The organism is Fructilactobacillus sp. X2R6C1, from assembly GCF_059901295.1.
Genome location: NZ_JBWXUZ010000001.1, coordinates 127,157 through 152,479, shown reverse-complemented (window position 1 = coordinate 152,479; position 25,323 = coordinate 127,157). Strand labels below are relative to the sequence as shown.

Below are 25,323 nucleotides of genomic sequence, written 5' to 3'. Positions count from 1 at the left end.
TTTAATTCCCTAACCCATTCTTAACCTGATACTCATGACTGAATTCAGAAACAGCTTTCATGGCATTCATCACATCTATTGGTGTTACTGAAACTGGTAAATTAGCCATGGTGTCACTTGGATCACACGCTTGAGTGGCTGCCTTCATTAACTCTTCATCACTAGCTTTCCCTAACTTCAGATCCGCTAGCGTCGTTGGTAAGCCAAACTCAAGATCAAATTTCAAATACTTCTCAAATTGACGGTGATCAGAACCAGTCAGAACCAACTCACATAGGGTTCCAAAGGCGACCTTCTGTCCGTGAGATAACTGGTCAATCTCACCACTTAAAGCCGTAAAGCCATTATAAATGGCGTGAGCAGCTGCTAATCCACCACTTTCAAAACCAATTCCACTAAGAAGCGTGTTGGCTTCAGCGACTTTATCAAGTTCGGAAGTAGCCGATCCAACCACGTTTGAAGCCACTGCCAAACTGCCATATTTAAACAACGTTTGTTCACACATTTGTCCAATCGCTTCGCCAGCAAGGGTTGATTTTCCACCTAGCATGTTCGTCCCGTTCGACTTGCGGGTATCTGTCGCCTCAATGTTAGTCGCCATGGCATCAGCCATTCCTGAAATCAGAAACTTGACTGGCGCCTGACTAATCACCTTGGTATCAAGAATCACCATGTCAGGATTCTTCTTATAAAAACGATAGTGGTCAAATTGACCGCTGTCAGTGTAAATTACCGATAACCGTGAACATGGCGCATCCGTCGAGGCAATCGTTGGGGCAATCACTACGGTTGTGTTCAAGTTGTCAGCAATCGCTTTGGCACTATCGGACACCTTGCCACCGCCCAGACCAATGACAATGTCATCATCGTTATTTTGCCCAATCTTAGTGACCCGATCAATCTCACTTTCAGATGACTCCCCGGCAAAATCAACGACGGTTACGTCAAAGTCATGTTGTTTCAAGTAATCAGCAAAGTTATTTCCAACCATTCTTAGTTCCGTCCCACTTGATAAAAGTAGCACCTTTTTCCCAAACTTACCGATTCGGTCCGCACTGTTCATTAATACATCTGAACCTTGGACATAATTACTAGGACTTGCATATAATTCAACCATTTTTTACTCCTCCTTTAAACTGTCATAATTATATTATTCACAAATTAAGAAGTAAATCATTTGAAAAAGGCATAAGAAAAAGCCGGGACGCTTGTCCCGACTTTTTAGACTTGTTCATCTAAACTATTAAAATACTCAACCTTGATATCTTTATCAGTAATAATCAGTTTAGTGATACTACCGTTCTTAGCTGGTTCACCAATATCCAACGCTGGATTATAACGATCAACGATGGAACGAATGGTCATCCCATGAGAAACAATCAGGATCTTGTCACCATCCTTGGTGTTTTTTCGGATTCGATCAATTCCACGGTCAACTCGCTTCCAAAACGTCTTGTTGTCCTCCGCATTATTGTACAAATCGGCTCTGGCAATCAAATCACGAGCCTTTTCAAGACCAAAGTTTTTGAGCACCCCAGCCTCAGAAGTCGTCTTGACCTGCTCACCAACAAACTGCCACATCTGCTCCAAGTTTTCACCCTCAAAGTAGCCGTGGAACTGTTCCCGTAATTCGGGGAACTGATAACTAATGATGTTAATGTTATTGTTGTTGGCTTGCAAAATATGGTGGGCGGTTTGAATGGCTCGACCAGAATCACTACTAAAGGCCGCATCAAAATTGATGTCCTTCAATCGTTCACCAGCGTTATCGGCGTCCTCAAGTCCCTTTTTGGTCAAGGGTGAATCAATCCAACCTTGTACCTTGTTATAAAGATTCATATAGGTTTGTCCGTGTCGTACTAAGTATGCAGTTACTTTCATAATTTATTACCTCACTCGTTTCCTTAACTCTAACCCAATTATAACAAAAAACATTCCCAAAGTATTTTGGGAATGCTAATTTCTATTTATTTCGTTTTCGATAGAATAGCCACTCGCAGAATGCCCCCAAAATTCCAACTAGGGTCAAAAGCAATCCCAGGATCAATCCTGGAGTGCGGTAATGGAAGTGAAGGGTGTGTTTACCGGGCTTTAATTTTATCCCAGTAAGGCCGTCAGCAACCATCAAAGTCTTGACTTTCTTGCCATTCTCAGTCACGTGCCATCCCTTGTCATAAGGAATACTCAATAAGAGCACGTTGCGCTTTGAACTCGTCTTAACGTGACCAGTGAAATCGGATCCTGAAAGTTTCAGGTTCTCAGGATGATCCACTCTCAGCTTGTATGGCTGAGTTTCGTCAACAAATTGATTGAAAGCCACACCGTCTAAGCCAGAGAAGCTCTTTAATAGACTCTTCTCCTTCAGACTATTAGAAGAAATAATCTTAACCGTAAATTTCTGTCCTTTATCAAAATGACCTAACTTAACGTTTTCAGTCCCGATCATCCGGTATCTTTCAGGAATCTTCTTGCCATTCACAAAGATTTTATCCTTGTAGAGGTTGGCCTGACTCAGATACATGTATTGGTTACCGGAAATAACCGGATTAACCGTCAAATTATACTTGTATCCGTCCACCGTATCCATTTGTCTAGTATCGTATGGATCAACCGTCTGATAACGGTACTTACCAGAATTATTAACGGTAACCTGAGCCTTATGCATGAACTTCTTCTTGGTTCCGGACTCGTCTTGAACGAAACGATTCAAGTTCTTAAAAACATGACCCTTGTTTAGTTTGGTCTTAACAATCCGATCAGAAACCGCATAGCCCAGTCCACTATAGCGTTCATTCTTTTTATTGATCGTCTGACCATTTTTCAAAATGGTTAACCGATTAGTAACTCCAAGTAGTTGGTCGGTAATCGGCGAACTACCAATCACGCTAACCCGGCGCACGTTTCTTGACGATAATCCCAGATTAGAAAGGACTGCTTGAGTATGCATGTTTAAAGTTGAACTATAGCCACTTACCCCACGGTAATTAAAGATAATTCCATCATTATACTGGTTGTAATCCTGATCAAAGATCCCACTGTACAGTTGATTATTCACGTCATTACGATGGAACGTCGTTTGATTCTTCTTATTATCAACTTTTTGGTCAATAATGCCTTTAGACTGGTTATAGGCATTTTCAAATTTTTTCTGATTCCCAAACATTGCAGGAGCATTCCTAAACGCATCAATCCGTCGTCCCTGAAGGGAAAGATAGAGGTTAACTCCCATCTCAACACACAGGACTGCGAAAAGCAGGTACCAAATCTTTTTGCCGTAGCGATTCGTTGCCATTAACAACAACGTGGTTACTAAGACAAAGATTAAAGCATAAATTAAGTGGGAATTCCCAGCAATAAGCTGAATGCCATACTGATGCATGTGGTTAAATAAGGCAACCAAATCGCCACAACCGTACCCAATTACTAACAGGAAGGAAACGATTAAACCAGCGTTTTTAACAACTCGATTGTCCTTAAACGCTCCGTTAATGTAAGCTTCATATGCGAACATGATGGTCACAAAACCGAACATGAAGGCTTCTCTATACGGGAATCCAGCTGGATTTTGGAACATGTGCCAAATAGTGTTAAAAGTGGTAATCCACATCCCGACGAAAATTGCCCCAACTAGCCAGAAGGAAGCGTGTTTCTGTCGTTTCGTAATCTTCTTCGATAACCAGAACACCAGGAGGCCCATGATGAAGATCGTACCCACAAAGATACTGGGATCATGGGACAAACGGCCCATAAAGTTATTGGCTCCCACCCCAAGATTAACAAAAACAGCAGGACTAAACCTTGGATAAGGCAGAAAGTCCCAGATTTTGAATAATCCCTTACTGGTTGAAAGCATCCCCACAATTGATGGAATCAACATGAAACACGACAACAGGGCGGCAATGATCGAACTAACGACGTACTTACACGTCATGGAACCATGAACCTTTAAGTAATGCCAAAACCCAGTTTTAGCTGGACGGTTCAAAAAGACGAGGTAGACAAAATAGATCAAAGAGTAAATACACAGCATATAGCCCATGTAGTAATTCATGATAATGATGGCCGTCAAAGCGACGACGTATCCGCCCCATTTCCCCTTATAAAACAGTCGTTCAATTCCAAGGGTTAAAAGCGGTAGAATCATTAAAGCCTCAAGCCACATGAAATCATAGAAGTAGAGGGCAACGTAACCACTCAAACTGTATGCTACGGCAGCCATGATTTGCATCATGTCCTGTCTGTGATACTTCACCTTCAAAAAGAAGGCCATTGACCAACCAATTAGTCCGATCTTAATCAAAATGATGATTGAGATCAGAATTGGCATGTGAACCACACTGAACCATGAAACCAATAAGTTCAGAGGACTCATTAAATAGTAAGTGTAGATCGGAACAGTATTATCACCAATCGAGACCAAAAACGAGTATGCACTAAAGGTATGATGGAGCATTTGATCACGAAGTAACTTAAAAAATGGCATGTACTGCGTGAGCAAATCACTGATAAGTAGATTATGGTTACCAAATGGTGTTATTCCGTAAATTGCGAAGACGATGGAAGCCACTACGACCGGAATGATAAATGCGGCCGCGTAGTATTTCCAAACATGCATTTTCTTTTTCATAGCTAAAAAATCCCTCGATATTAATATTTGTAAAATTATGTAACCACAGTTCATTGTATTATATTTTTGTGACGTAACCTAACAAATGTGACAATTCTTTAGGAATAATTTGTTAGTTCAATCATTTAACGCTAGCGTCTTTGACAAAACCAGCTAGCCTTCATAACTAGGATACGTCAATTATTCCAATTAACTTCCCTTAAAGTTAAATATCTCCCTAAATTACGTCATTTAACATTTCAATGGTGGTTTATTTCTTAAATTTTGGTAAAATGAATTTAAGCTTAGGCTAATAAATAAAAAGGAGTGTTCATATGTTTAGTAAAACAAAGGGCTTTGACCCGTTTTCACTGGTTATCGGAATCCTGAGTGTGATCTTATCACTCTTCATTTTGAAGAATCCATTGAACTCATTTAAGGCATTAGTTTTCGTCATTGCCATCTTGTCAATCGTTGAAGGGATCTTCAAGATTGCTGAAATTTCTCAACTAGACAAATCATTAGGGATGTCACCAGTTTGGCTTGTCATTAACGGTGTGCTTGATATCATCATTGGTATCTTGATCTTCTTAGACCCTGCCGTTGGTGGAATCTACATCTGGTTGATGTTATCAATCTGGTTCATCATCGATTCATTGTTTGAACTATGGTACAGTCGATTTGCCGAAAGAAACCACAAGGGTTACTTCTGGTTTGAAGTCATTCTTGGTATTATTGGCTTGATCTTAGGAATTGTTCTATTATTCCAACCAGCCATGGCAATGTCAGTTGCATTATTCTTAGTGGCATTTTACTTCATGTTCTTTGGAATTTTGTTAATTGTTCGTTCATTCTAATCAAAAATAAAAGATCGCGGATTCGCGATCTTTTTTTGTACCATTAATTATTTGCGATCCTTATTTGGTTCTTCAGGACGGTCACTACGTTCGATGTGTTTATGAATTTCCTTCCCATCGGTTGAACGGTTTTCATGGCCACGATCCTTTTTGTGATCGTCTTTTTCTAACTTATGCAATAAGTTCTTTTCTTGTTTTTCACTAGGTCTTCTGTCACTCATACTAAACCCTCCTCTTCTGTTTATACGTTCCCATTATATCATTATCATCGTGGCTTTCATAAAGAATCATTTCCAAAAATGGTTTAATTGCCTTTTGAAAAGATTCATGCTAGTTTCTAGATAACGAAAATGAAGGAGAAAATACTATGAAATATGGAGTTACTGCCGGAACGGGTCGTTTCGGTGAACGTGCTATCTTGGGCTTGATTCGACTGGTCCCTGTCGAAGACATCGTCGTAATCGCTAGAAACACGGAAAAAGCCAAAAAGATGTATCCTGCGGGAGTTGAAATCAGAAAGGGTGACTATAATGACACTGAAAGTCTGAATCAGGCCTTTGATGGAATTGACAAGCTCCTATTTGTCTCATCGCAACCTGATCCAGAACATCCCCGCTACGTCCAACACGAAAACGTGGTCAACGCCGCCGTCAAAGCTAAGGTCAAGTTTATCGCTTATACGAGCTTCCCCCACGCTGACATCGCCAAGGTGCCACTAGCAGAGGACCACGCCAAGACCGAAAAATTAATTGAGGCAACTGGCATCAACCATTCCTTTCTTAGAAACAACTGGTACCTAGAAAACGACCTCGACCTCATCAAACGTTCCGCTAAGGGAGCGGCTTTTATCTTCTCCGCTGGTGACGGCAAAGTTGGCTGGGCCGAAGAGAAATACTACGCGTTTGCGGCGGCCAAGGTCATGGCAAGCGACGAAAAGACCAAGGATGTCTATGAGTTCTATGGCAACGAACACACCTACGCCGACCTAGCAGCCTCAGTCGTTGCCAATACCAATAAGGACTTTAAAGTTAACTTGTTAAACGATGACAACTACCGCCAAGCTTTAGCAAAACGTGGCTATGACAAGGGTTCAATTAATTTCATGGTCGGCGTTCAAGGCATGATCAGGGCCGGGGTCTTAGATGAAAACATCGACGAACAGGCCGTCAAATTTGGCATGACTCATCAAGAAATCTTGGCAAACAATACTGACAACGATCCGGACCTGCCGCAGGTCATTGGTAGACCACTACCAACCCTTGATGAACAGGTTAAAGATTTATTATCCACTAAACCATCATATGAAATCTAAGCAAAAGAAGTTCTTTGATTAAAATTTTAATCAGAGAGCTTTTTTAAACCCATTGATTGCATGATTTCCCCAAGTGTATTAACTTAAACTTAATTAAAGACTAAACTTTCTAGCAGAATCGAAGTGAGTAACCATGCGGCAAGAATCACTTTTTAATAATCAAGACCAAAACGTCCCCTTGGCCAGTCGGGTTCGTCCCAAGACTTTAGACCAATTTGTGGGACAGCAAAATCTCCTTGGAGAGGGAAAAATTTTAAGAGAACTAATTGAAAACGACCAGGTTTCTTCCATGATTTTCTGGGGACCACCTGGGGTTGGTAAAACCACTTTGGCCGAAATTATCGCCAGAAAAACGCAATCAAACTTTTATAGTTTCAGTGCGGCCGACAGCAGCATCAGCAAAATTAAAAAAATCATGCGTCAGGCTGAGCAAGATCAAGCAATTGGGCAAAAAACGATTGTCTTCGTCGACGAAATTCATCGTTTCAACAAAGCCCAACAGGACGCCTTTTTACCCTACGTCGAACAGGGTAGCATCATCTTGATTGGAGCCACCACCGAGAATCCGTCGTTTGAAGTCAATTCGGCGTTACTATCACGCTGTAAGGTCTTCGTCCTGCACGCTTTAAAACCGTCTGACGTGGTTAGGCTCTTAAGCAACGCCTTAAAGAATCCTAATGGCTTTGGCAAACAGAACATCAAGATTGGCAAAGATGAAATTAACGAAATTGCTAATTTTGCTAACGGTGACGCCCGAAAAGCTTTAAACACCCTGGAAATGGCCGTCCTCAACGGTGACAAAAAAGACGGTGTCACTAAAATAACGTTAGATGGTCTGAAACAACTGATTGGTAATAAGTTTGTGCTGTACGACAAAAATGGCGAAGAACACTACAACATTATCTCAGCTTTGCATAAATCGATGCGTAATAGTGACGTTGACGCCGCCATTTACTGGCTTTCCCGTATGCTAGATGGTGGAGAAGACCCGCTTTACATTGCCAGACGACTGGTGCGGTTTGCAAGTGAAGACGTTGGCTTAGCTGATACCAACGCCTTAAACGTTGCCATTAACGTGTTTCAAGCCTGTCAGTTTCTGGGGATGCCAGAGTGTGACGTCCACCTCGTAGAGGCCGTTACGTACCTCTCACTCGCACCAAAATCAAACGCCCTCTATAAGGCACGACTGGCGGCCAAGAAAGACGTCAAGGAAACCGCTGACGATCCCGTTCCACTGCAAATCAGAAACGCTCCCACCAAGTTGATGAAAAACTTGGGCTACGGGAAAGGATATGAACTCGCGCATAACTATCAAGACAAACTAACGACGATGAAAACGATGCCACCATCAGTTGAAGGCCACGTCTACTACAAACCCACGAGTGAAGGCCATGAGATCCGGTTCAAGGAACGCCTTAAACAAATCAAGAAGTGGCATGAACAACATGATAATAAAAATTAAGTCAAAAAATTGCCAGCCCGATGTTTAATCAGAGCTGACAATTTTAATTTACTGTAATTTTAAGAAAAATCGACGCTACTAATAATTAAATAACGCCCCAAATACAACTAATACCAACATAATCAGTCCGAGAATCCAGAAATTAGCCGCAAACAAACCAATCGTAGCGACTAATAGAAACATCAACAAAAGACAACCACAAGCGGCACTGCTGATAAACTCAAACAGTAACCAGACCAGAAACAAAAAAATAAAGATTGATATTGCAACAGTCATTTTTCGCCTTTCTAAGATACGATTAATTCATACACTTTATATTTAAACACAAAAAATGAACCTCTCAAAGTTCCTTTAGAGATTCATAATATTACATATTTTAAAAGTAAACAACGAATAATTATAACATACTGTAAGAAGCCTCATTACAATAATTACAATTTGCTATCAAGTAATTGTTGAAACTGGTCCATGGTATCATCAAACTTCGGTAGTTTCCCCATATCCTGGGCATTTTCAACAATTTTAATAACCAAATCGTTGAATGGAGTCTTGATTCCATATTTCTTGCCCGTCTCGGAGATCACTCCATTGATGTCATCAACCTCAGTCTTTCTGCCCTTCTCCAAATCTTGCAGCATACTGGCCTTTAGATTCTTACTGTTGTTCATCGCGGACTTCAGGTAGGACAACTGTGCTGGTTCATCATTGGGATGTTCGATAGTAAATGAACTGAGGTCATGATTTCCCATTTTGGCAAATTTCACACCGTCAGCATGACCGACCTTTAATCCTTCATTGACGATTTTTAGCGCACTCTTTAAGCCAACCTCACTATCAGCAACCTGTCCAAACATAGCATCACTTGCGGCTGATAACCCACTAAACGATGAGTTAACCAAAAGTTTAGACCATTTGGTTCCAAGTAAATTATCGGAAATGATGGTGCCACCAACGTGACTCAGCACGTCTTTGACCTTCTTAATGCGGTCGGTGTCTTTCCCGTCAAGTTCACCAATCTGAAACGCCGCATTTTCAAAGGCAGGAAGTGCCGTGGTCAATTCGGATTCCGTGTGGTTAAGTTGGGTCCCACCAAATTCAACCGAACCAGCAACGATGTTTGCGGGATCAATGACCTTTGAAATCGCAATTTCTGGAACCCCGTTTTGAAGTGAAACTAAAGTTCCATCCGGTTTCAACACTTCTTTAACCTTGGGAAGAACTTCATCATTATGAGTCTGCTTGGTTAAAAGTAAGATGAGATCATACTCGTCCGATTTTAATTCATCTGGAGTCTTGGCCGATACAGAAACGGTAAAGTTAGCCGTATCAGTAACCGTCGCACCCTGATCATTTAAATCCTTAACGTGCTGGGGATTGTTGGCAATCAAATCTACGTTGTCTTTGCCGTATGCTTTGGTGAGATATGCACCAATAATGGTCCCAAGTGAACCAGCGCCGTAGACTGCAATTTTCATTATTACCATACTTCTTTCTTTTTGGAATACTTTGGAATACATGGAGAAGTATGTCGCTGTGAAGCGGGAATGTCAAAAACGAGGGCTTATAAAAAATCATTAATGATATTTTGTGAATTAGATTTTCTAATAAAGCAAACCATAAACAATAAACTAACAAGTACCACAATCGACATCGTTGTAACAGCCGAGACAATCTCACTAGCGGGAAGGACTTCATGGATTCCATTACTAGCTGAAGTCGTAAAATTCCACAAGAAGTGCATCAACATTGGAAAAAGAATGGTTCTGGTCCGAAGATAAATCACACCATTAATGATTCCCATTGAGATCGTGAACAGGACCTGAACCAGCGTTATCCATAATCCTTGATGAAGGGTTTCAATGTTAATTAAGTGAGTTCCCGAGAACATCAGACTACTAACCATGACCGCTATGAGACAAATAAGATGGGTTTTATTTTTTAGAACGGGAAGCAAGATTGACAATAACATGGTTAAAATGACTCCTCTAAAAAGAAATTCCTCTAAAACGCCTGAGCCTAACGAAATTATCAATAGCTTAATCATTGCCGTTCTAAAGATATCTACGGAAGACAGTTGCAATACAACTAAGCAAATATAAATTAGTATTATTACATCAATTATCCACTGCTTTTTAAACGAGATGTTTGATTTTAAGTAAATTGGCTGTTTTAACCACCAAAAATTTACCAAATAGAAAAACAAAAATAAAACGACGTATGTAACCGCAAATACAGCAATTCCCTTATTGGTAAGTTCATAAATTAAGTGAACACATGGAAATGATATTAAAATAGCAAAGTAAAACACAATTAATTGAAATAAATGATTTTTGGTTAACGACTTAATTGAAAACACATCCTTAAGTATTTAGGTATAAAAAATGAGTGTTGATAGGCACTCATTTTATCTTTTAATTATAAAATAATAAAACATCTTTCAGTGTGAAATTTAGTTAATCATGATTATTAACTAGCTTGTTGTATTTTTTATAAAAGTCCTTCGTATCCGTATACGCCAAACGATACAACTCATAGTAATTGTTATACTCTTCGTGTCTTTCTGGATTGGGTTCAATTTTTTCATTAATCTTGACCCACTTCTGGACTGCTTGTGGTTGAATTTGATTCAATCCAATTCCTGCCAGAATGGCACTTCCAAGGTCGGCTTCACCACCAGAATCAGTCGTTTTGACGGTCTTACCCGTCACATCCGCAATGATCTGGACCATTTTTTTAGAGCTGCTAACACCACCAACTAGAGTAAACGAGTCGCCAATATGATCCCCAAACTGTTCAATACTCTGACGAACGGAATAGGCAATGGCCTCCTGAAACGCCTTAAATAACTCGTAACGTTTTGTCGTCATTGAAATCCCAAAGATGGTTCCCCGAACGTTAGAATCCCAAACTGGACTGCGTTCTCCCATAAAGTACGGTAAAACAACCAAGCCGTTGCTACCAGTGGGAACGTGCTCACTCTCTTCGTCCAGCATTTTCGTACTGTTATTATTATCAACTTCCTGAGCGAATTCACGGGTGAACCACGCAATTACCGCGCCAGCCGTGTTAGCTCCGGCAAAGTTATAGTAGTATTCCTTCGGTTTGTAAGCGTACGGCCAAATAATCAGATTGTCATCTTTAAGTGGCTTGTCGGTCACAAGCGCCGCATTCATTGACGTTCCTAATGCAATCGTCATGCGACCGGTGCCAAGGACGCCAGTTCCAACCGTCGCTGGTCCAACGTCAACCCCAGTATTAAAGATTGGTGTTCCAGCTTCGATGCCTAGCCTTTGCGCCCACTTGTCAGTGACTTGACCGGCGACATCCGTGCTAGCAATCATCTTTTGTGGCAATTTTTTTAAATCAATGCCTAATTTAGTGGCCAGTTCAGTTGACCACTCATCATCATTAATGTTGAAAATCCCCGCTAAGTTACCAGCCGCAGAGTAATTAATACTGATGTTCCCCGTTAACTTGTAAATGACGTACGATTCTGGTGGCAAAAATTGATAAGTGTCGCGGTACAACTCCGGCTTGTTTTGTTTCAGCCACATAATTTTAGTGTAACCGTAATACGGATCGGCCAAGTTGCCAGTGATATCCATCAGTTCTGACTTACTGACAAGTTTCAGTGCTTCTTCGGTTTCTTTTGTAGCCCGGCGATCCATCCAAATTAACGCGGGACCGTGTGGTTGACCACTTTTGTCAATTGGAACTCCAGAACCACCGTAAAGACCGTCGATGCCAATACCAATGATGTGGGTACTATCGACTTTTTGGGCCAATTTTTTAATCAAGGACGTCACCGCCTGGAGCCAGTCGTCAGCATTCTCTTGCGCCCATTCTGGATGTGGGGTTTCTAACTGATATGAAGCTTTGTCTTGAGCGATAATTTCACCAGTGGTCGTCATCAAGATGGCTTTGGTGCTTGAGGTGCCGATGTCAATTCCTAAAATGTATTGGGTCATGGGAAGTCTCCTTTGCGAAATAAAGTGAGCTGTTTGATGACTTAAGTTTAGCTTATTGAGAGTAATTTGTTAATGAGTGAACATAAAACAATGTATCTCAAAAATAAGTATTACAATTCCATCTCAGTTGCTAGCTTGTGATTATCATGATGTTCAATTACTAGCCTTTCAAAAGCACTTCTATTCTTTGCCATCTGAAACAATGCATCTTGTTGAGTACTTTGTACAATATGGTTATTTTCAATCTGGTTCAGTGTTCCATATCCCATCCCCAATGTTTTAGCAAAGTCCCTACTAGACAATCCATAACTATTCCTGAGCTTTCTAACATCTGTTGGCACCATAAACCCCTTTAATTTACGGTAAGCATCAAATATCTTATGAATATTTTCATCTGGATCATTAAAATCCAGCCATTTTTCACCTGATTCATCAACGAGAAAATGTTCGTTAACATTAACATCTACGCCTTTAAAATTGACAGTTTTATTTTCGTAGACATCTTGGTATTGACCAGTTTGGTCTGTTTCTGGATTATATAATAATTTCGTCATTATTTTCTCCTTCCTACTTATAACGATACTGTATTGGATATTCAGCAATATGAATTGAAATCCAATATACTGAATTCTTCTTCAATTGAAATTTTAAATACAAATCATAATTTAATCTAGTTAACCCGAATACCCAAATGTCTCCAAAAATTGATGGAATGTGGTTATCACTTTCTGGACCACAAACATAATCCTTCCAAGAAAGATTGTCATAAAATTCATGATTCCTACTGAATCCATATCTAATTTAATTTGAGTTTCCAGGTTTTTAGAGCGTCTGCTTACCTACCAAGTTGATCGATTTTGTTCGATCTTCTTTAAAACACTTTTAACTTTAGGCTTAGATGCATTATTCATGGTGCTTATCACCATATCTCCCTTGGCTAATATCATTATACCATTTGTTTCTAATCAGAAACAAAACAATAAATTAACCAATAATAAAAACCACTTAGTTAAATTATTTAACTAAATGGTTTACATCGTGCATATACGCATTAATTACTTATCTTCACAGAGACTTTTTCATAAAAAATACTTTTCTGTTACATCCTACAACTCATACATATACTTCACATCATCCGCCTGGGCATCGGATTTAATCAACAACGTCTCAAACAAATCGGTTAAGCCGACAATTTCATTGGTATGAAAAGTAATGGTGTTCTCTTTTTTATCAATCTCAGTATCAAACGCATTTTCAGTAATACGCCAGTTTTCGTTGGTCCAGTCTTCCTGATTAAAGGCCTGAAAGGCAATGTAGTTATTAATCAACATCTCACCTTGTTTGGACAACCAAGCAAGTACGTTCAGGTCAATGCCTTGAAAACCCTCCCTTAAGTCTGGCTGCAAAATCTTCTCTGGATCATATGGCTGAAAGACCTCTAAATCAATGTTGTCCTTAATCAAATACTTTTTAGCCCCAATGTAACCACGTTGAAGCGAAGCAATGGTGGCCTCTTTCATCTTGTCATCCATGGGTTGCTCAAATTGACCGTAGACCTCCATGAAAGTTGAAAGGAACTTCTGCTGGTCCCGCTGGACGTGGTCGTAGAATTCATCCCCATTGTGATTCATATCAGCCGCTAGTGCTTCCACCGTCGACGGAATATCATCCCGATTAAAGTCAACGTTGACCATGTACACCCCAATTGCAGCGTTTGACAAATAATTATCGACGATTACGTCCATGATTTGCTGCGGAATCGGTCTGACCTTGTTGAAATCAAACTGATTACTGTTATCGTTGACTCCTGTCACTACCAATCGTTTAAACACTCGCCCGTTATCTGCCTTAATAATATGTTTCATTTTAAATACTCCATTCATTAATTGATTGTGATTATGACTATACAACATCACACATTTTTACAAAAGTCATTTCACATCAATTTATCGAAAATAAAAGAGACTTCACGACTGAAATCTCGATTTCATTATTTACTTTTTAGGATGCTCAAGATTTACCAAGAAATCACGGGTCATTTCGTTTGTCCGGTATGGATAACGTCCGTTTCGATCCGTTACCCGGTGAAGTGGCAACACGATCCAGATGGGACTTCTTGAAATGGCAGCCTCCACTTTATCCTGACTAACACCAGAACGGTCTGCCAGATCGGAAACCGTAACTAATTCACCAAACGGAATCTGGGCAATTTCGTTCCAAACCAACCGGTCTTCATCAGAACCGTACCCCATAAAATCAGTTGGCAAATCAAGACTGGTTGACTTACCTCGCAAATAGTTTTTAATTGTTTTACGATACTGCAAGCTGTGCTCACTATTTTTGGCGTACTCAAAATGATCATTCGTATAAAAATCAAGCAGTTGAGACACTCCTTGACCTGGACTGCTTACGAAATTCAATCCATGATCGTCAATCGTGAAGAAGACTTTATCCCCGTTAACATGAACGGAATCCCAATACAATCTTTGCATTTTTTTACCTCATCCCACTCTTTCCATATCATCATTTTATCATAAAATGTGATGGTAACCTAACTCCAGGGAAACAATTATCGCCGTCTGCGTGGTATCCTAGGGGTAGAATACGAAAAAGGAGAACGCTTATGACTAAAGAAATGAATGCCGTTGGTTACACAAAATACCTACCAATTGATGACCCCAAGAGTCTGTTTGATTTCACCACCGAAGTGCCCAAACCGGAACCACACGACCTGTTAGTAAAAGTGGCTGCCGTTTCGGTTAACCCAGTGGATGTTTTCACCCGTGAAGCTCAAAAAGAGCCACTAAAAGAACCGAAAATTATCGGATGGGATGCCGTTGGAATCGTTGAGGTAGTTGGTTCTAAGACCAATCGTTTCAGGGTTGGTGACCGCGTCTTCTACGCCGGTTCACACGTTCGTCCAGGTAGCGATAGTGAGTATCAGGTGGTTGACGAACGCATCGTTGGCATTGCCCCGAAGAAGTTAGACAATGCTCACGCTGCCGCCATGCCACTCACTAGCCTAACGGCGTGGGAGGCCATGTTTGAACAGATGAACATTGACTTTTACGACCGTGACGAACAGAACCACAATAAATCAATCTTAATTATCAATGGTGCTGGTGGAGTTGGTTCAATTGCGACCCAATTGGCCCACCGCGCTAACCTCAAAGTCATTGCCACTGCTGGAAAAGATGAGACGAAACAGTGGGAACTCGATCACGGCGCCGACATCGTTGTTGACTACCACGATGACATCGTTTCAAAGATTCACGACCAGGGCTTCAAATACGTTGACTACATCTTAGATTTACGTAACATCGACGCGTACTGGGACGAAATCTGTGAGTTAATTGCCCCATCTGGCACAATTGTATCAATCACCGGCTCTGGCAAGTCACTCGACATGAGTAAATTAAAGGAAAAACGTGCTCGCTTCGCCTGGGAATACATGTTTACCAAATCCGAATTCCATACTCCTGACATGATCACCCAACACGAAATCTTGGATAAGATTAGTATCATGCTCGATGAGGGGAATTTAGTAAGCACCATGACCAAGCAGTTTGATCCCATCAATGCCGAAAATTTACGAAAAGCTACCAAGTTAGTCGAAAGTAAGCAAATGATTGGGAAAGTCGTGGTGGCCAATGATGAAAACGAAAAATAATAGTGCTACAAAGGAAACCGAAGAACTAAAAAAGAATGGTCAACTCAAAGAGGCACTTGAGGGACAAAAAGACCAGAATCCAGATCACTATTCTGATATTAGTAAAGGCATTAACTGGAATAATCTTTAACACTAAAAAGGATTGAACCTTTCTCAAGGCTCAATCTTTTTTGTATGTCTATTATTTTTTCAACCAATGATAAATTCCCTTAATCATCACGCATCCGACCGTCACAATCCATGCCAACAGTGATAGAGCAACCACTGCCATGAAATGAGCCGGGTTTTGATATCCAACCGTCATCTGATTTTGACCAGCTTTTTCTTTAACCCTTGCCGCTCCAATATCGGAAACGCGATATTGATTACGACTAAGTTTGGCCCCGTTCAGTTTAACCGTCGAACTATGGTACAAAATTACCGGAACGGTTCGATAATCATTCTTCATCTGACTGGTATCAGTGTTCCACTTAACGGTTAAATCACCATTATGGTTCACTTGTTTTTTAAAGCCATGATTATTCATGACATCCGTATGGTACTGCGATCCAACCGAATTAAAGTTGGGATTACCAGAATCATTTGGCAAGTAGTCCCCGTTTGACTCAGAAACGTCGCGCAATGGCTTATCAAGGTTGCCACTTATAAAGTCTAAGCGAACCTGTTTCACGCTCAAATTTTTCTTAAACGGACTCTTAGCTGGTGGCAGGTACTTGCGTGGTGTCTCCACGTTTGGAAGGGCCCTAATCATATTACGCTTAATCGGAGAACTCTTTGGGTTATGCCAAACATCTACACCATACTGAACGTTTGAATATGCAAACCAGAGGGCAACAACCGCCATGACGGATACCACGATCCCGATGAAAATTTTCATGTAATTATAGCGAATATCACCGTGCGATGCACTGATTTTTTCGTACCAGTCACTACTAATCTGACTGATAGATATGAAGAAACCCACCATCAGCAAAATTGCCGCGTACGGAAAGAAACGGTATGGGAACTGGATAAAGTTCTGCATGTAGGTCCACTTCTCACCCATCGCGTTCCAAGGTAGAATTGCCGATGATACTAGGAGAAACAAGCCACCCACAATCGTGACCACGATGTTAGTCAGATTCTTCTTTTTGGCAATAATCATGTAACCCAGTTGGAAGACACAAATTAGAGTCAGCACGATTCCAACTTCATTGGGTAAATTATTATAAAAATTAAAATTAGCCGAATACGTACTCATGTCCTCCATCATAAACGGTGGCATGAGCTCGTTTTTCCCGAAAATGTTCAAGAAGCCCACGAAGTAGTTTCCAGCCAAAATCAACGTTAAGAGCACGTTCAACGCAATCTTGCCTAGATACTGCCACTTAGCTCGGGAACGCCAAAGACCAACGACCGCAAATAGGACTAGCATAATGACCGTGAACAAGGCACTCAGGATGTGCATCTCAAGTAAAATCGCAACGACTAACGCTAATGTCACGTGGATCTTCTTCGGTGAACCGTCCATTAAATCAAGAGCCACCATCACCGCAAACGGCAGGATCGCTGCGCCCCAAGCTAGGAACTGGGCATCAGTCTGCCAACCAGTAATGAAATTTTGCGATAAATAAATAATGGCGCCGGCTGTGGCAAAAAAAAGATTGACCTTGACTCGGCGAAGCAAGCCGTACGAACCCAATCCAGCGATGACATACAGGACAAAACTCGTTACCAGCTGGAAGCTAAACCAACTCTTAGTCGTTAGCAAAACTACACCCAAAATAAATGCCATGTAAGGTCCATAGACCGCGTTGACGATTCGCCCGGTCTGATTGAAGCCATAGTTAGTCATGAAATAATTGAAGTTGCCGGTCTGAAGCTGTCTTTCAACGTCATAAATGCGATTAAAATGAAAGAGCGAGTCGTTTCCTAGTAGGATACTGTGTGAAAAGTACTGAAGCGCAACTAAGAAAAGGGCCGCTAACAAAATTAAAAGAACCGCTAACGTCGTTTTAGCATATTTATTTTTCTTCATGATTTCCTCTTATAAATAATTGTGATTAACTTCTTAATTATCATCAATTATACACTAATTAATTGCCACAAAAAAAGACGGTTACCTATCGTACCGCCATTATCTCGCTATTTTTGATCAGAATTCTGTTGATTGGCTTCCTTTTGAAGTTTCTTCTTCTGGTGAATGTAAACTAGCGCCATTACACAGACGATAAACGTCGTAAAGACCACTAGTAATGCCAATAAAATCGTCCAGATCGAGGTTGGCTTGGTTAAAAAGTAAACCACGATAAAAATCACAACTAGCGGCGTTAAGCCCCAGTTGGCAAAGTTATGCAGATTCTTAATCTTTTTGTTTAATGCTTCCTCTTTACTTTTTGACTCCATTAAAAAGACTCCTTTAGTTTCCCCGTTTTGGTAGCAAAATCGTGATGATCAGTCGTCCACGTGTTAAAAATTGCTGAATTTTGGGCCGCTTTAAATAAATTATCCTGTTGTTTCGTTTGAACTATTTTATCATTTTCAATCCGATTAAGCATGCTTGAACTTATCCCAAGAATTTTAGCAAATTTTCGAACCGTACAACCATATCGTCTACGAACTTTTTTCACTTCGATTGGCGACATAAACCCCTTTATTTCACGATATTTATTAAAGGCGACACGCAAATTTTCTTCAGGATCATTAAAATCAACCCAAAGTTCACCCTCTGAATCCTTTAAATAATGCATTCTTAAAGTAATCGACTCATCTTTAACTTTGATTGTTTCAGTAGGAAAAACATCTTGATAAACGTCATATTTATCTAATTCTTCATTAAAAAGCTTACGTGTCATATAATTCACCTCATTTAAAATGATAATTTATTTTATGTTCAGCAATATGAATTGAAATCCAGCAAATTATCCCGGTATCCTTTATCTGATATTTAAGATATAATTCTTTACCACTAATTTTTAATCCAAATTTCCAAATTTGTCCAGGGACTGGAGGAACGTGATTATCTATTTCAGGACCGGATACATAATCCTCAACTGATAAATTATTAAAAATAAAGTCAAAAACAACTTCTGAAGACATTCCTAACTTTATTAAAGTAAGCATATTTTTTCTACGCTTGCTAATTTTCCACTTTCTTCTTTGTTCTTTTATATTTCTTACCGCCAAACAAACCTCATGTTTATTAATAAATGTCAAAAATCAAACCACCTATAGTAGTTCAATTTAATTATAGCATATGTGTTTCTCTCAAAAAACATAACCATCAATTAAAAGACTACGCATTTTTATGAAATACGTAGAAAAATAGAATAAATGTGTTTTGCATTAAATTTACTCACAAAAAAAGCGCTTTGTAACTACTAGATTCACCCTAGTAATTACAAAGCACTTCAATAAACTTTATATGGCACTCTTCAAAAGGTTCTCACTAGCACCACGTTGACTGATTAGTTCCATGATCTGACCAGCGATCATAAACAAGGCGACGTTATTAGCATAAAACATGTGGTCGGTAAAGACCCCTTCGATTAGTGTAATGATAATAATCAAGGCTAAATATGAGGCCACCGCACTGTCTTTCGACAATAAACGAACAAGTCCAATGGTAATTAAAACCATCAATATTACAAACACAATGTAGCCATCCATAAACAGCACCCGTGAAAAACTGGAATCAATGTAAAAGTAATGTAAGACATCACTCACCTTACCGCCATTTCCACGCTGCTTAATGTATTGACCAAACATGCCTGGCATGTACTTTAAATAGGCTTCATGCACCAGAGCCAACCGGTTACTAAACAGCTTATTTAAAGTTAACCAAAGACTATCATTTTTATAAAAAATCATTGATATGATGGTCCAGAAGGCAATCAAGAGCGGTGTCAGTTCCGCCAGTATCTTCGTGTATCGATTTCTTAAATTAATGGAAAAACATGAAAGGATGATAACAATCACGATCGCGATGTTAAGCAACAGATCGGTTCTGGAATCAGTAATCAAGTAAATGGCAATCGTTCCAACTGCCATTATTAATGCACCAATCAGCTTGTTCTTAAACGATATTTTATTAATCAATAAATAACTCGCTAACGCAACGTTTAAGAAAAAGACCGCTGAGGACAATAATAATGGGTAAACGAATCCTAAACTATTGCGAATTAATCCGTTTCGTGGGAATTGCAGGTTTGGCAAAATACCAAATGCGGAAAATAAAATAACTACCCCAATCACACAGATCGTAACAATTATTTCCGTTTTAATAATCCGTTTAATCGGAACGTCCTTCATACCAACAAGAAACACCATCGTATATAACAAACTTTGGTCTCTGGCAAAATGACCATTTATGAATATGAAGGTAATTAGGACGAAAATTCCCACCAAATAAATCGGCTTTAAGTTATCAAAGAAAAAAATCTTAAAAAACACATAGACAAACGCCAACAGGAGCACTAAATGTAACACGTGTCCAATGACTGGATGCATTTTAATGATCATCGTGGTCCCAACTAATGCATCGAGGATTCCGATTACCAGAGCACACAGATACAAAGAAGATTCATGTTTTTTTAAAAAATAAATTGAATCTTTTATCATTTTTCGGTTACAACTCCATTTACGTAATTCTCATTTAATAATTTCAACTGTTTATTAGCAGAATCGTCATTAGGCACAAAATCCTTATGGTTTTTATACTTAAAGTCGTATTTACATGACCTTAACGTTACTTTACTGCCCACCGTTGCATTACTAATCACTGGTTGCGTAATTATCGTCCCACTGAAGGGATGAATTGGCGGTTGAACGTCCATGCTAACGGGTTTATCAAGCATCGAGACATAGACGGTCTGATTTTTACGTTTACCGTTAACCTTAATCTCATACAAGTAATTATCATCAGATTGATTAATGTTGGTGATCGTACCAGTCTCATCAAAGTTAACTTGATTCGTCCTTTCAATCTCATTCGGGTCCACCGCTCTAGCCTTAACGTACTTAGAGCCAACAAAAAAGATTCCGATGAAGACGATCCCAATACAAACCAGCCATACACCTGTTTTTTTATGATTTGGTTTGATGCCATGGCTATTGCTTGCCTTGTCTTGATAGTAACTATTTCTGATCAAAACATATCCAAGGACTAAAATAACAAACGCTACCAGTAATATTAATAATACAAATAGTTTGCTAGATAGTAGCTCAGAGGCTTTGTATATAACCCATTGCGTATTTGAATATTTGATAATACCACTCCTACTTATAAATGATAATACGATTAATGTATATATTATTTTTAATTAATAGATACGTTAATAATACAGATATTATAGCACAAACCATTGTATCACTTTCATAAGCTTTAGATTAATACCATTTTCACGTCCTGCCAGACAATAAAATAAACAAAAAGTTAATTTCTTGCTAAATATAAAACACAAACCGCCTGAATTGAGTATAATTGTTACATAACTAATACAGAACTGGAGTGAGAGTAGTGAAGCTTTATTCATATTCATTTATTTCCCACAATTTCAATTTTACCAACTACATCTTTATTGGTTTAATCATTGTGATTGCGTTGGTCATCATTGGAACTGGGATCTTCTATTATCGAAATAGAAGTAATCTAAGATTTCGAAGCCTATTCATCCTAGTTACGATGTTAGGGGCACTGATTATCGCGATGCAGACGGGCCGAGTCTTTCAGCAAAAAAACGCTGATAGTCAAACTACTCAGACCGTCCAAATCATGAAAAACATCAGTAAACAGAAAAAAGTTCCGCTAAACCAGATGTATGCTAGTAGCAATAATCTGGTTGATGGAATGACGATTCAAGCGGGAAAAGACGCCTACGTGGTTCACTTCAATACTGACATGACCAACTACACTGTCACCCCAACTAAACTAGTATCTAAACCCAAGCATATCAACAAGGGTGGCTTCACGTGGAGTAGTAGTGACTCTCAATATTGGACCATCTTCTTGAAGTTCCTGATTGGATTCATCATGATTGTCTTACAGATTAACCTTTCTGGTAAAGGTAACCTGGCTCCATCAAATGCCGTCGACCAACTACAAAACTATATTCTTGGTGGAATTATTGGTGGTGTTATTTACAACCAAGACATCACTCCAATTCAATTTGTCATCATTCTGTTAATTTGGTCTGTTATCGTCTTTGCAAGTAAGTTCTTAACCGGAACGAGTAATACGCTGAACAAGCTGATTAACGGAAGTCCGCAGATACTGATTTTAAATGGTGTCGTAAACGTCAACCGTGCATTGCGGAACGGTTTAACTGCTAATCAGCTTGCTTTCAAGCTCAGAACTCATGGGGTTAACGACTTCAAGGACGTTAAGAACGCCACTCTTGAAGAAAACGGTCAATTGACCGTGACGTTAAACGATGAACCTACTATGAACTACCCCATTATCACCGATGGTCAATTAAACGAAAACGTTGCTAAACGTCGTAACTTAAATGACAATCAAGTTGAACAAATGTGTGAAAAACAGGGATGCACCATTCAGGATGTCTACTTAGGTCAGTTTGGATCTAAGGGTGATTTAGACCTTGTGTTGTATCCAAGAAAGAGAAAAAGTTTGAAGAAAACGAATAGATAGTAAATAAATAAGCCCAATCCAAATGGATTGGGCTTATTTATTTACTATCTAGCTTAACAGGGTTTAGCTTGATAAATCGAAGATTAGCAAGACAACTAATTTTCGCACTTTTGGGTGACTCAAAAAAATAGTGACGATCACTATAAGAGACATAAAAATGTTTTTTTGCTCTAGTAAGAGCAACATAAAATAATTTTAATATATCTTTTTTTGCTCTTCCGTCTTCAACACTTGATCCATGATTTTCTTTTATACTTTTTATGTCACCATAATTTGGGAATTCATTGTCTTCAAAATTAGCTAAAATAACATAATCCCACTCTAGTCCCTTAGCTCCATGTATTGTCGAAATAGTAACTCTTTTTTTAACATAAGATATACTTTGTCTCAAATTTTTAGATCCTAAAACATCAAATATATAATCATTTAAGTTACTTCTATGGACTCGATGAATGGCATCATATAAAAAATATTTTAGCAATATAACAAAAGACTTATGATATTGACACTCTTTAAATTCTTCATCAATACTTTTAACGAAATTATCTATCTGTTTTTGTAAAATAGGATTTTTATCAAATTTTATTTTGTATTTGTTTAAAACGAAATTTTGAAACTCAATAAACGTTTTATCTGTATCTTTAAACAATGCATTAAATAAATCTTCAGAAGCTATCATTTTTTCAAGAGTTTTATATAATTTTTTTGTGGTTTTTGAATTTTGTCTAACTAAAATACCAAAATTTGCAGTCGAATTTTTTCTCAAAACTGATTTAATAAGACAAACAATTTTTTTACACTCTTCATTTATTGTTTTTCCATGAATAACTTTTAAATCGGCATCAATTAAACTATTATCATTGATATTTAAACTTTTACCAACTTTTCTTAAATCTGAATCTAAATTTTTAAGATTATCATTATTTTGAAACCGATAATTGGTTTTAAGTGAAATTCTAGTTAATTTTTTAGAAAACAAATTATCGTTATCCATTATGTTTTTAAGCGAACCATTAAAACTAAAAATTTGTTGCATTGGATCACCAAAAGCAACAAGTCTGGTATGGGAACCAAATAATTGTCTAATTATTATAATACAAAGCATATTTGTATCTTGAAATTCATCTATGCAAATAGCACTAAAATAATTTTGATAAAATAACTTAATCTGTGGTTTCTTCTTAAATAATTCAATCACTAAAGAAATGATCGCATTATAAGGTATTTGATTATTATTTAAAAAATGATTAACAACTATCTTATTAAAAGAAATAATACTATTATAAATATCCTCTTTTATATATTCTTGATCGTTTAACTGCTTTTTTAATCCAATACATATTTTCTTGTCGTCATCATTAAGTTTACTAAGTGTTTTATTATCTAAATTCACATATTTAAAATTATCCAAATTTTTAAAATCTACATTATATCCTAAGTAATGCCCATAACTTTTAAGAACTTTACGGCTAAAACCATGAAAATTTGTTGTTTCCACTAAAGATGTTTTATATCTATCATGAATGTCATTATTTAAAATCATTTGAAATATACTATCTTTCATATGATACGCAGCAGTGACTGTATAAGATATGCATAATATTTTTTTTGGATAATTAATTTCACCATTGGAAATCCAGTTAGCTATCATTCCTGACATAACATGAGTCTTGCCAAAACCAGCAGGTCCAGTAATGATCATACTATCATCAGAATTAATAACCCTTAACTGTTGTTCATCAAAAGATCCATCTTTATTCATTCTTATCAACCACACTTAAAATTAATTTTTTATAAGAAGAAGGAACATAACTTAGATTGCGTGCTATAATTTCACCACTAAAAATTGATTTGGCTTTCATTACCTCATTTGAAAGCATACTTTCTTTGATTCTATTGTGTATATCCTTACTTTTATCTTCATCCCAATTTAAAATACATTTCTTAATAAATTCAAAAATACTACTTGCGGTATTTTTTCCTTTTAAATCTTTAATATTATGTAAATTATCTTTTTGTTCAACAGTAAGGAAAGGTTCCCAAATTTTCCCATCATATTTGTGATTAGTCAAAGTGTTATTAAGATCTAATAAATATTCATTAATATTATCAAGACTCATTGCATTAAAACACTCATTTTCAAAATCAACATCATCAGTTTGGATTATCCCCTTATACCTATCATTCTTATGACTATTTTTGTCTTTATCTATAATTGCAGAACAATTAATATGAAATTTTTCAAAAACCCGCCTTAGAGATTTTACATTATCATATCCTTCACACCTTACAATATTAATATTTTTATTAATTAACGAGATATCCAAATTTTCCGCAAAAACAGGAATTGCTCTTTCTTCAGTTTGCCCTTCTACAAGAATAATTCCATCTGCAAACATCGCATTAAGAATATTCTGAAGTTGCATTTTTACATGTTTTTCCAATCTATTGTTAAAATTAATTTCATTCCCAGATGAAACGTTAACTTTACCAGTTGGGGTAGTATAGTATCTACAAATTTTAGTATAATCATCTGACAATATGTTAGGAGAATGGGTTACAACAAAAAACTGTCCCACAATTTTATCTATTCCAAACAAACTTTTTAATAACTTGTTGAAAGATTGATCTTCACCACTTAATAATTTATTTACTTCTTTCATAAGTTTTAATTGCAAATTTGGATGTAAATGGGTTTCTGGTTCATCCAAACAAAAGATAACATTTATAATATTGTTGTCATTGTCTGAACTTTTAACTACATGTTTTTTCCATGTTGTTGGATACTTGTACCACTGAATAAGTTGATCAATTATTTTA

The 25,323-nt window shown here is 38.1% G+C and carries 25 protein-coding genes; 6 read left to right on the top strand and 19 right to left on the bottom strand.

The features are described from left to right. Position 1 precedes the first annotated feature (1 nt). The 3 genes from AC6UDF_RS00685 to AC6UDF_RS00675 form a co-directional block, all read right to left on the bottom strand. A complete protein-coding gene (locus AC6UDF_RS00685) occupies positions 2 to 1,117 on the bottom strand; it encodes a glycerol dehydrogenase (protein WP_500693373.1) in 1,116 nt (371 codons plus the stop codon). A gap of 104 nt (positions 1,118 to 1,221) precedes the next feature. Next, the gene (locus AC6UDF_RS00680; RefSeq protein ID WP_500693372.1) at positions 1,222 to 1,881 is read right to left on the bottom strand and encodes a histidine phosphatase family protein; all 660 of its coding nucleotides are present in this window, start codon (positions 1,879 to 1,881) and stop codon (positions 1,222 to 1,224) included. An 82-nt stretch (positions 1,882 to 1,963) separates the two neighbouring features. Further along, on the bottom strand, positions 1,964 to 4,627 hold the full coding sequence (locus tag AC6UDF_RS00675; RefSeq protein ID WP_500693371.1) for a YfhO family protein: 2,664 nt from the start codon (positions 4,625 to 4,627) through the stop codon (positions 1,964 to 1,966). 314 nt (positions 4,628 to 4,941) lie between these two features. Here AC6UDF_RS00675 and AC6UDF_RS00670 point away from each other — a divergent pair, with 314 nt between their 5' ends. Then, complete coding sequence (locus tag AC6UDF_RS00670) at positions 4,942 to 5,463, top strand: HdeD family acid-resistance protein (protein WP_500693370.1); 522 nt, start codon at positions 4,942 to 4,944, stop codon at positions 5,461 to 5,463. Positions 5,464 to 5,510: 47 nt separating this feature from the next. Here AC6UDF_RS00670 and AC6UDF_RS00665 read toward each other — a convergent pair whose 3' ends face one another. Continuing rightward, a complete protein-coding gene (locus AC6UDF_RS00665) occupies positions 5,511 to 5,684 on the bottom strand; it encodes a hypothetical protein (protein WP_500693369.1) in 174 nt (57 codons plus the stop codon). Between the two features lie 146 nt (positions 5,685 to 5,830). Here AC6UDF_RS00665 and AC6UDF_RS00660 point away from each other — a divergent pair, with 146 nt between their 5' ends. Together AC6UDF_RS00660 and AC6UDF_RS00655 are read left to right on the top strand one after the other, a co-directional pair. Continuing rightward, complete coding sequence (locus tag AC6UDF_RS00660; protein WP_500693368.1) at positions 5,831 to 6,775, top strand: NmrA family NAD(P)-binding protein; 945 nt, start codon at positions 5,831 to 5,833, stop codon at positions 6,773 to 6,775. Positions 6,776 to 6,908: 133 nt separating this feature from the next. Then, positions 6,909 to 8,237, top strand: a complete 1,329-nt coding sequence (locus tag AC6UDF_RS00655; protein ID WP_500693367.1) for a replication-associated recombination protein A — start codon at positions 6,909 to 6,911, stop codon at positions 8,235 to 8,237. Between the two features lie 78 nt (positions 8,238 to 8,315). On the opposite strand, the gene AC6UDF_RS00650 is transcribed toward AC6UDF_RS00655, so the two are convergent. The 7 genes from AC6UDF_RS00650 to AC6UDF_RS00620 all read right to left on the bottom strand — a co-directional run bounded on the left by AC6UDF_RS00650 (position 8,316) and on the right by AC6UDF_RS00620 (position 14,697). Then, complete coding sequence (locus AC6UDF_RS00650) at positions 8,316 to 8,513, bottom strand: hypothetical protein (protein WP_500693366.1); 198 nt, start codon at positions 8,511 to 8,513, stop codon at positions 8,316 to 8,318. A 155-nt stretch (positions 8,514 to 8,668) separates the two neighbouring features. Next, entirely contained in the window at positions 8,669 to 9,712 is a 1,044-nt protein-coding gene (locus AC6UDF_RS00645; protein ID WP_500693365.1) for a ketopantoate reductase family protein, read from the bottom strand. 86 nt (positions 9,713 to 9,798) lie between these two features. Further along, positions 9,799 to 10,281, bottom strand: a complete 483-nt coding sequence (locus AC6UDF_RS00640) for a CPBP family intramembrane glutamic endopeptidase (protein ID WP_500693364.1) — start codon at positions 10,279 to 10,281, stop codon at positions 9,799 to 9,801. Positions 10,282 to 10,690: 409 nt separating this feature from the next. Further along, entirely contained in the window at positions 10,691 to 12,205 is a 1,515-nt protein-coding gene (locus AC6UDF_RS00635) for an FGGY-family carbohydrate kinase (RefSeq protein WP_500693363.1), read from the bottom strand. Positions 12,206 to 12,315: 110 nt separating this feature from the next. Further along, positions 12,316 to 12,759, bottom strand: a complete 444-nt coding sequence (locus tag AC6UDF_RS00630) for a helix-turn-helix domain-containing protein (protein WP_500693362.1) — start codon at positions 12,757 to 12,759, stop codon at positions 12,316 to 12,318. Between the two features lie 552 nt (positions 12,760 to 13,311). After that, on the bottom strand, positions 13,312 to 14,070 hold the full coding sequence (locus tag AC6UDF_RS00625) for a hypothetical protein (protein WP_500723734.1): 759 nt from the start codon (positions 14,068 to 14,070) through the stop codon (positions 13,312 to 13,314). 129 nt (positions 14,071 to 14,199) lie between these two features. After that, positions 14,200 to 14,697, bottom strand: a complete 498-nt coding sequence (locus AC6UDF_RS00620) for a methylated-DNA--[protein]-cysteine S-methyltransferase (protein WP_500699003.1) — start codon at positions 14,695 to 14,697, stop codon at positions 14,200 to 14,202. A gap of 131 nt (positions 14,698 to 14,828) precedes the next feature. On the opposite strand from AC6UDF_RS00620, the gene AC6UDF_RS00615 reads away from it, so the two are divergent. Together AC6UDF_RS00615 and AC6UDF_RS00610 are read left to right on the top strand one after the other, a co-directional pair. Next, positions 14,829 to 15,875 (top strand): zinc-binding alcohol dehydrogenase family protein, encoded by a 1,047-nt coding sequence (locus tag AC6UDF_RS00615; protein ID WP_500693359.1) that lies wholly within the window; start codon positions 14,829 to 14,831, stop codon positions 15,873 to 15,875. After that, positions 15,859 to 16,005, top strand: a complete 147-nt coding sequence (locus AC6UDF_RS00610) for a hypothetical protein (RefSeq protein ID WP_500693358.1) — start codon at positions 15,859 to 15,861, stop codon at positions 16,003 to 16,005. The genes AC6UDF_RS00615 and AC6UDF_RS00610 overlap by 17 nt, the downstream gene beginning before the upstream one ends. Positions 16,006 to 16,056: 51 nt before the next feature. Here the strand turns inward: AC6UDF_RS00610 and AC6UDF_RS00605 are convergent, their stop codons facing one another. The 6 genes from AC6UDF_RS00605 to AC6UDF_RS00580 all read right to left on the bottom strand — a co-directional run bounded on the left by AC6UDF_RS00605 (position 16,057) and on the right by AC6UDF_RS00580 (position 21,004). Beyond that, positions 16,057 to 17,892, bottom strand: a complete 1,836-nt coding sequence (locus tag AC6UDF_RS00605; RefSeq protein WP_500693357.1) for a putative glycosyltransferase family protein — start codon at positions 17,890 to 17,892, stop codon at positions 16,057 to 16,059. Positions 17,893 to 17,999: 107 nt separating this feature from the next. Continuing rightward, positions 18,000 to 18,260, bottom strand: a complete 261-nt coding sequence (locus AC6UDF_RS00600; RefSeq protein ID WP_500693356.1) for a hypothetical protein — start codon at positions 18,258 to 18,260, stop codon at positions 18,000 to 18,002. Then, on the bottom strand, positions 18,260 to 18,709 hold the full coding sequence (locus AC6UDF_RS00595; RefSeq protein WP_500693355.1) for a helix-turn-helix domain-containing protein: 450 nt from the start codon (positions 18,707 to 18,709) through the stop codon (positions 18,260 to 18,262). Before AC6UDF_RS00595 ends, AC6UDF_RS00600 begins: the two co-directional genes overlap by 1 nt. A 10-nt stretch (positions 18,710 to 18,719) precedes the next feature. Next, a complete protein-coding gene (locus AC6UDF_RS00590; protein ID WP_500693354.1) occupies positions 18,720 to 19,070 on the bottom strand; it encodes a hypothetical protein in 351 nt (116 codons plus the stop codon). 204 nt (positions 19,071 to 19,274) lie between these two features. Beyond that, a complete protein-coding gene (locus AC6UDF_RS00585; RefSeq protein WP_500693353.1) occupies positions 19,275 to 20,474 on the bottom strand; it encodes a hypothetical protein in 1,200 nt (399 codons plus the stop codon). Next, positions 20,471 to 21,004 carry a hypothetical protein gene (locus AC6UDF_RS00580; RefSeq protein ID WP_500693352.1) on the bottom strand — a complete coding sequence of 178 codons (534 nt, stop codon included), beginning with the start codon at positions 21,002 to 21,004 and terminating at the stop codon, positions 20,471 to 20,473. Before AC6UDF_RS00580 ends, AC6UDF_RS00585 begins: the two co-directional genes overlap by 4 nt. A 368-nt stretch (positions 21,005 to 21,372) precedes the next feature. On the opposite strand from AC6UDF_RS00580, the gene AC6UDF_RS00575 reads away from it, so the two are divergent. Next, positions 21,373 to 22,503, top strand: coding sequence for a DUF3290 family protein (locus AC6UDF_RS00575; RefSeq protein WP_500693351.1), 1,131 nt, complete (start codon positions 21,373 to 21,375; stop codon positions 22,501 to 22,503). A 37-nt stretch (positions 22,504 to 22,540) separates the two neighbouring features. On the opposite strand, the gene AC6UDF_RS00570 is transcribed toward AC6UDF_RS00575, so the two are convergent. Both AC6UDF_RS00570 and AC6UDF_RS00565 read right to left on the bottom strand, forming a co-directional pair. Next, complete coding sequence (locus AC6UDF_RS00570; RefSeq protein ID WP_500693350.1) at positions 22,541 to 24,265, bottom strand: UvrD-helicase domain-containing protein; 1,725 nt, start codon at positions 24,263 to 24,265, stop codon at positions 22,541 to 22,543. After that, complete coding sequence (locus AC6UDF_RS00565; protein ID WP_500723782.1) at positions 24,258 to 25,232, bottom strand: ATP-dependent nuclease; 975 nt, start codon at positions 25,230 to 25,232, stop codon at positions 24,258 to 24,260. The genes AC6UDF_RS00570 and AC6UDF_RS00565 overlap by 8 nt, the downstream gene beginning before the upstream one ends. Between the last annotated feature and the right edge of the window lie 91 nt (positions 25,233 to 25,323).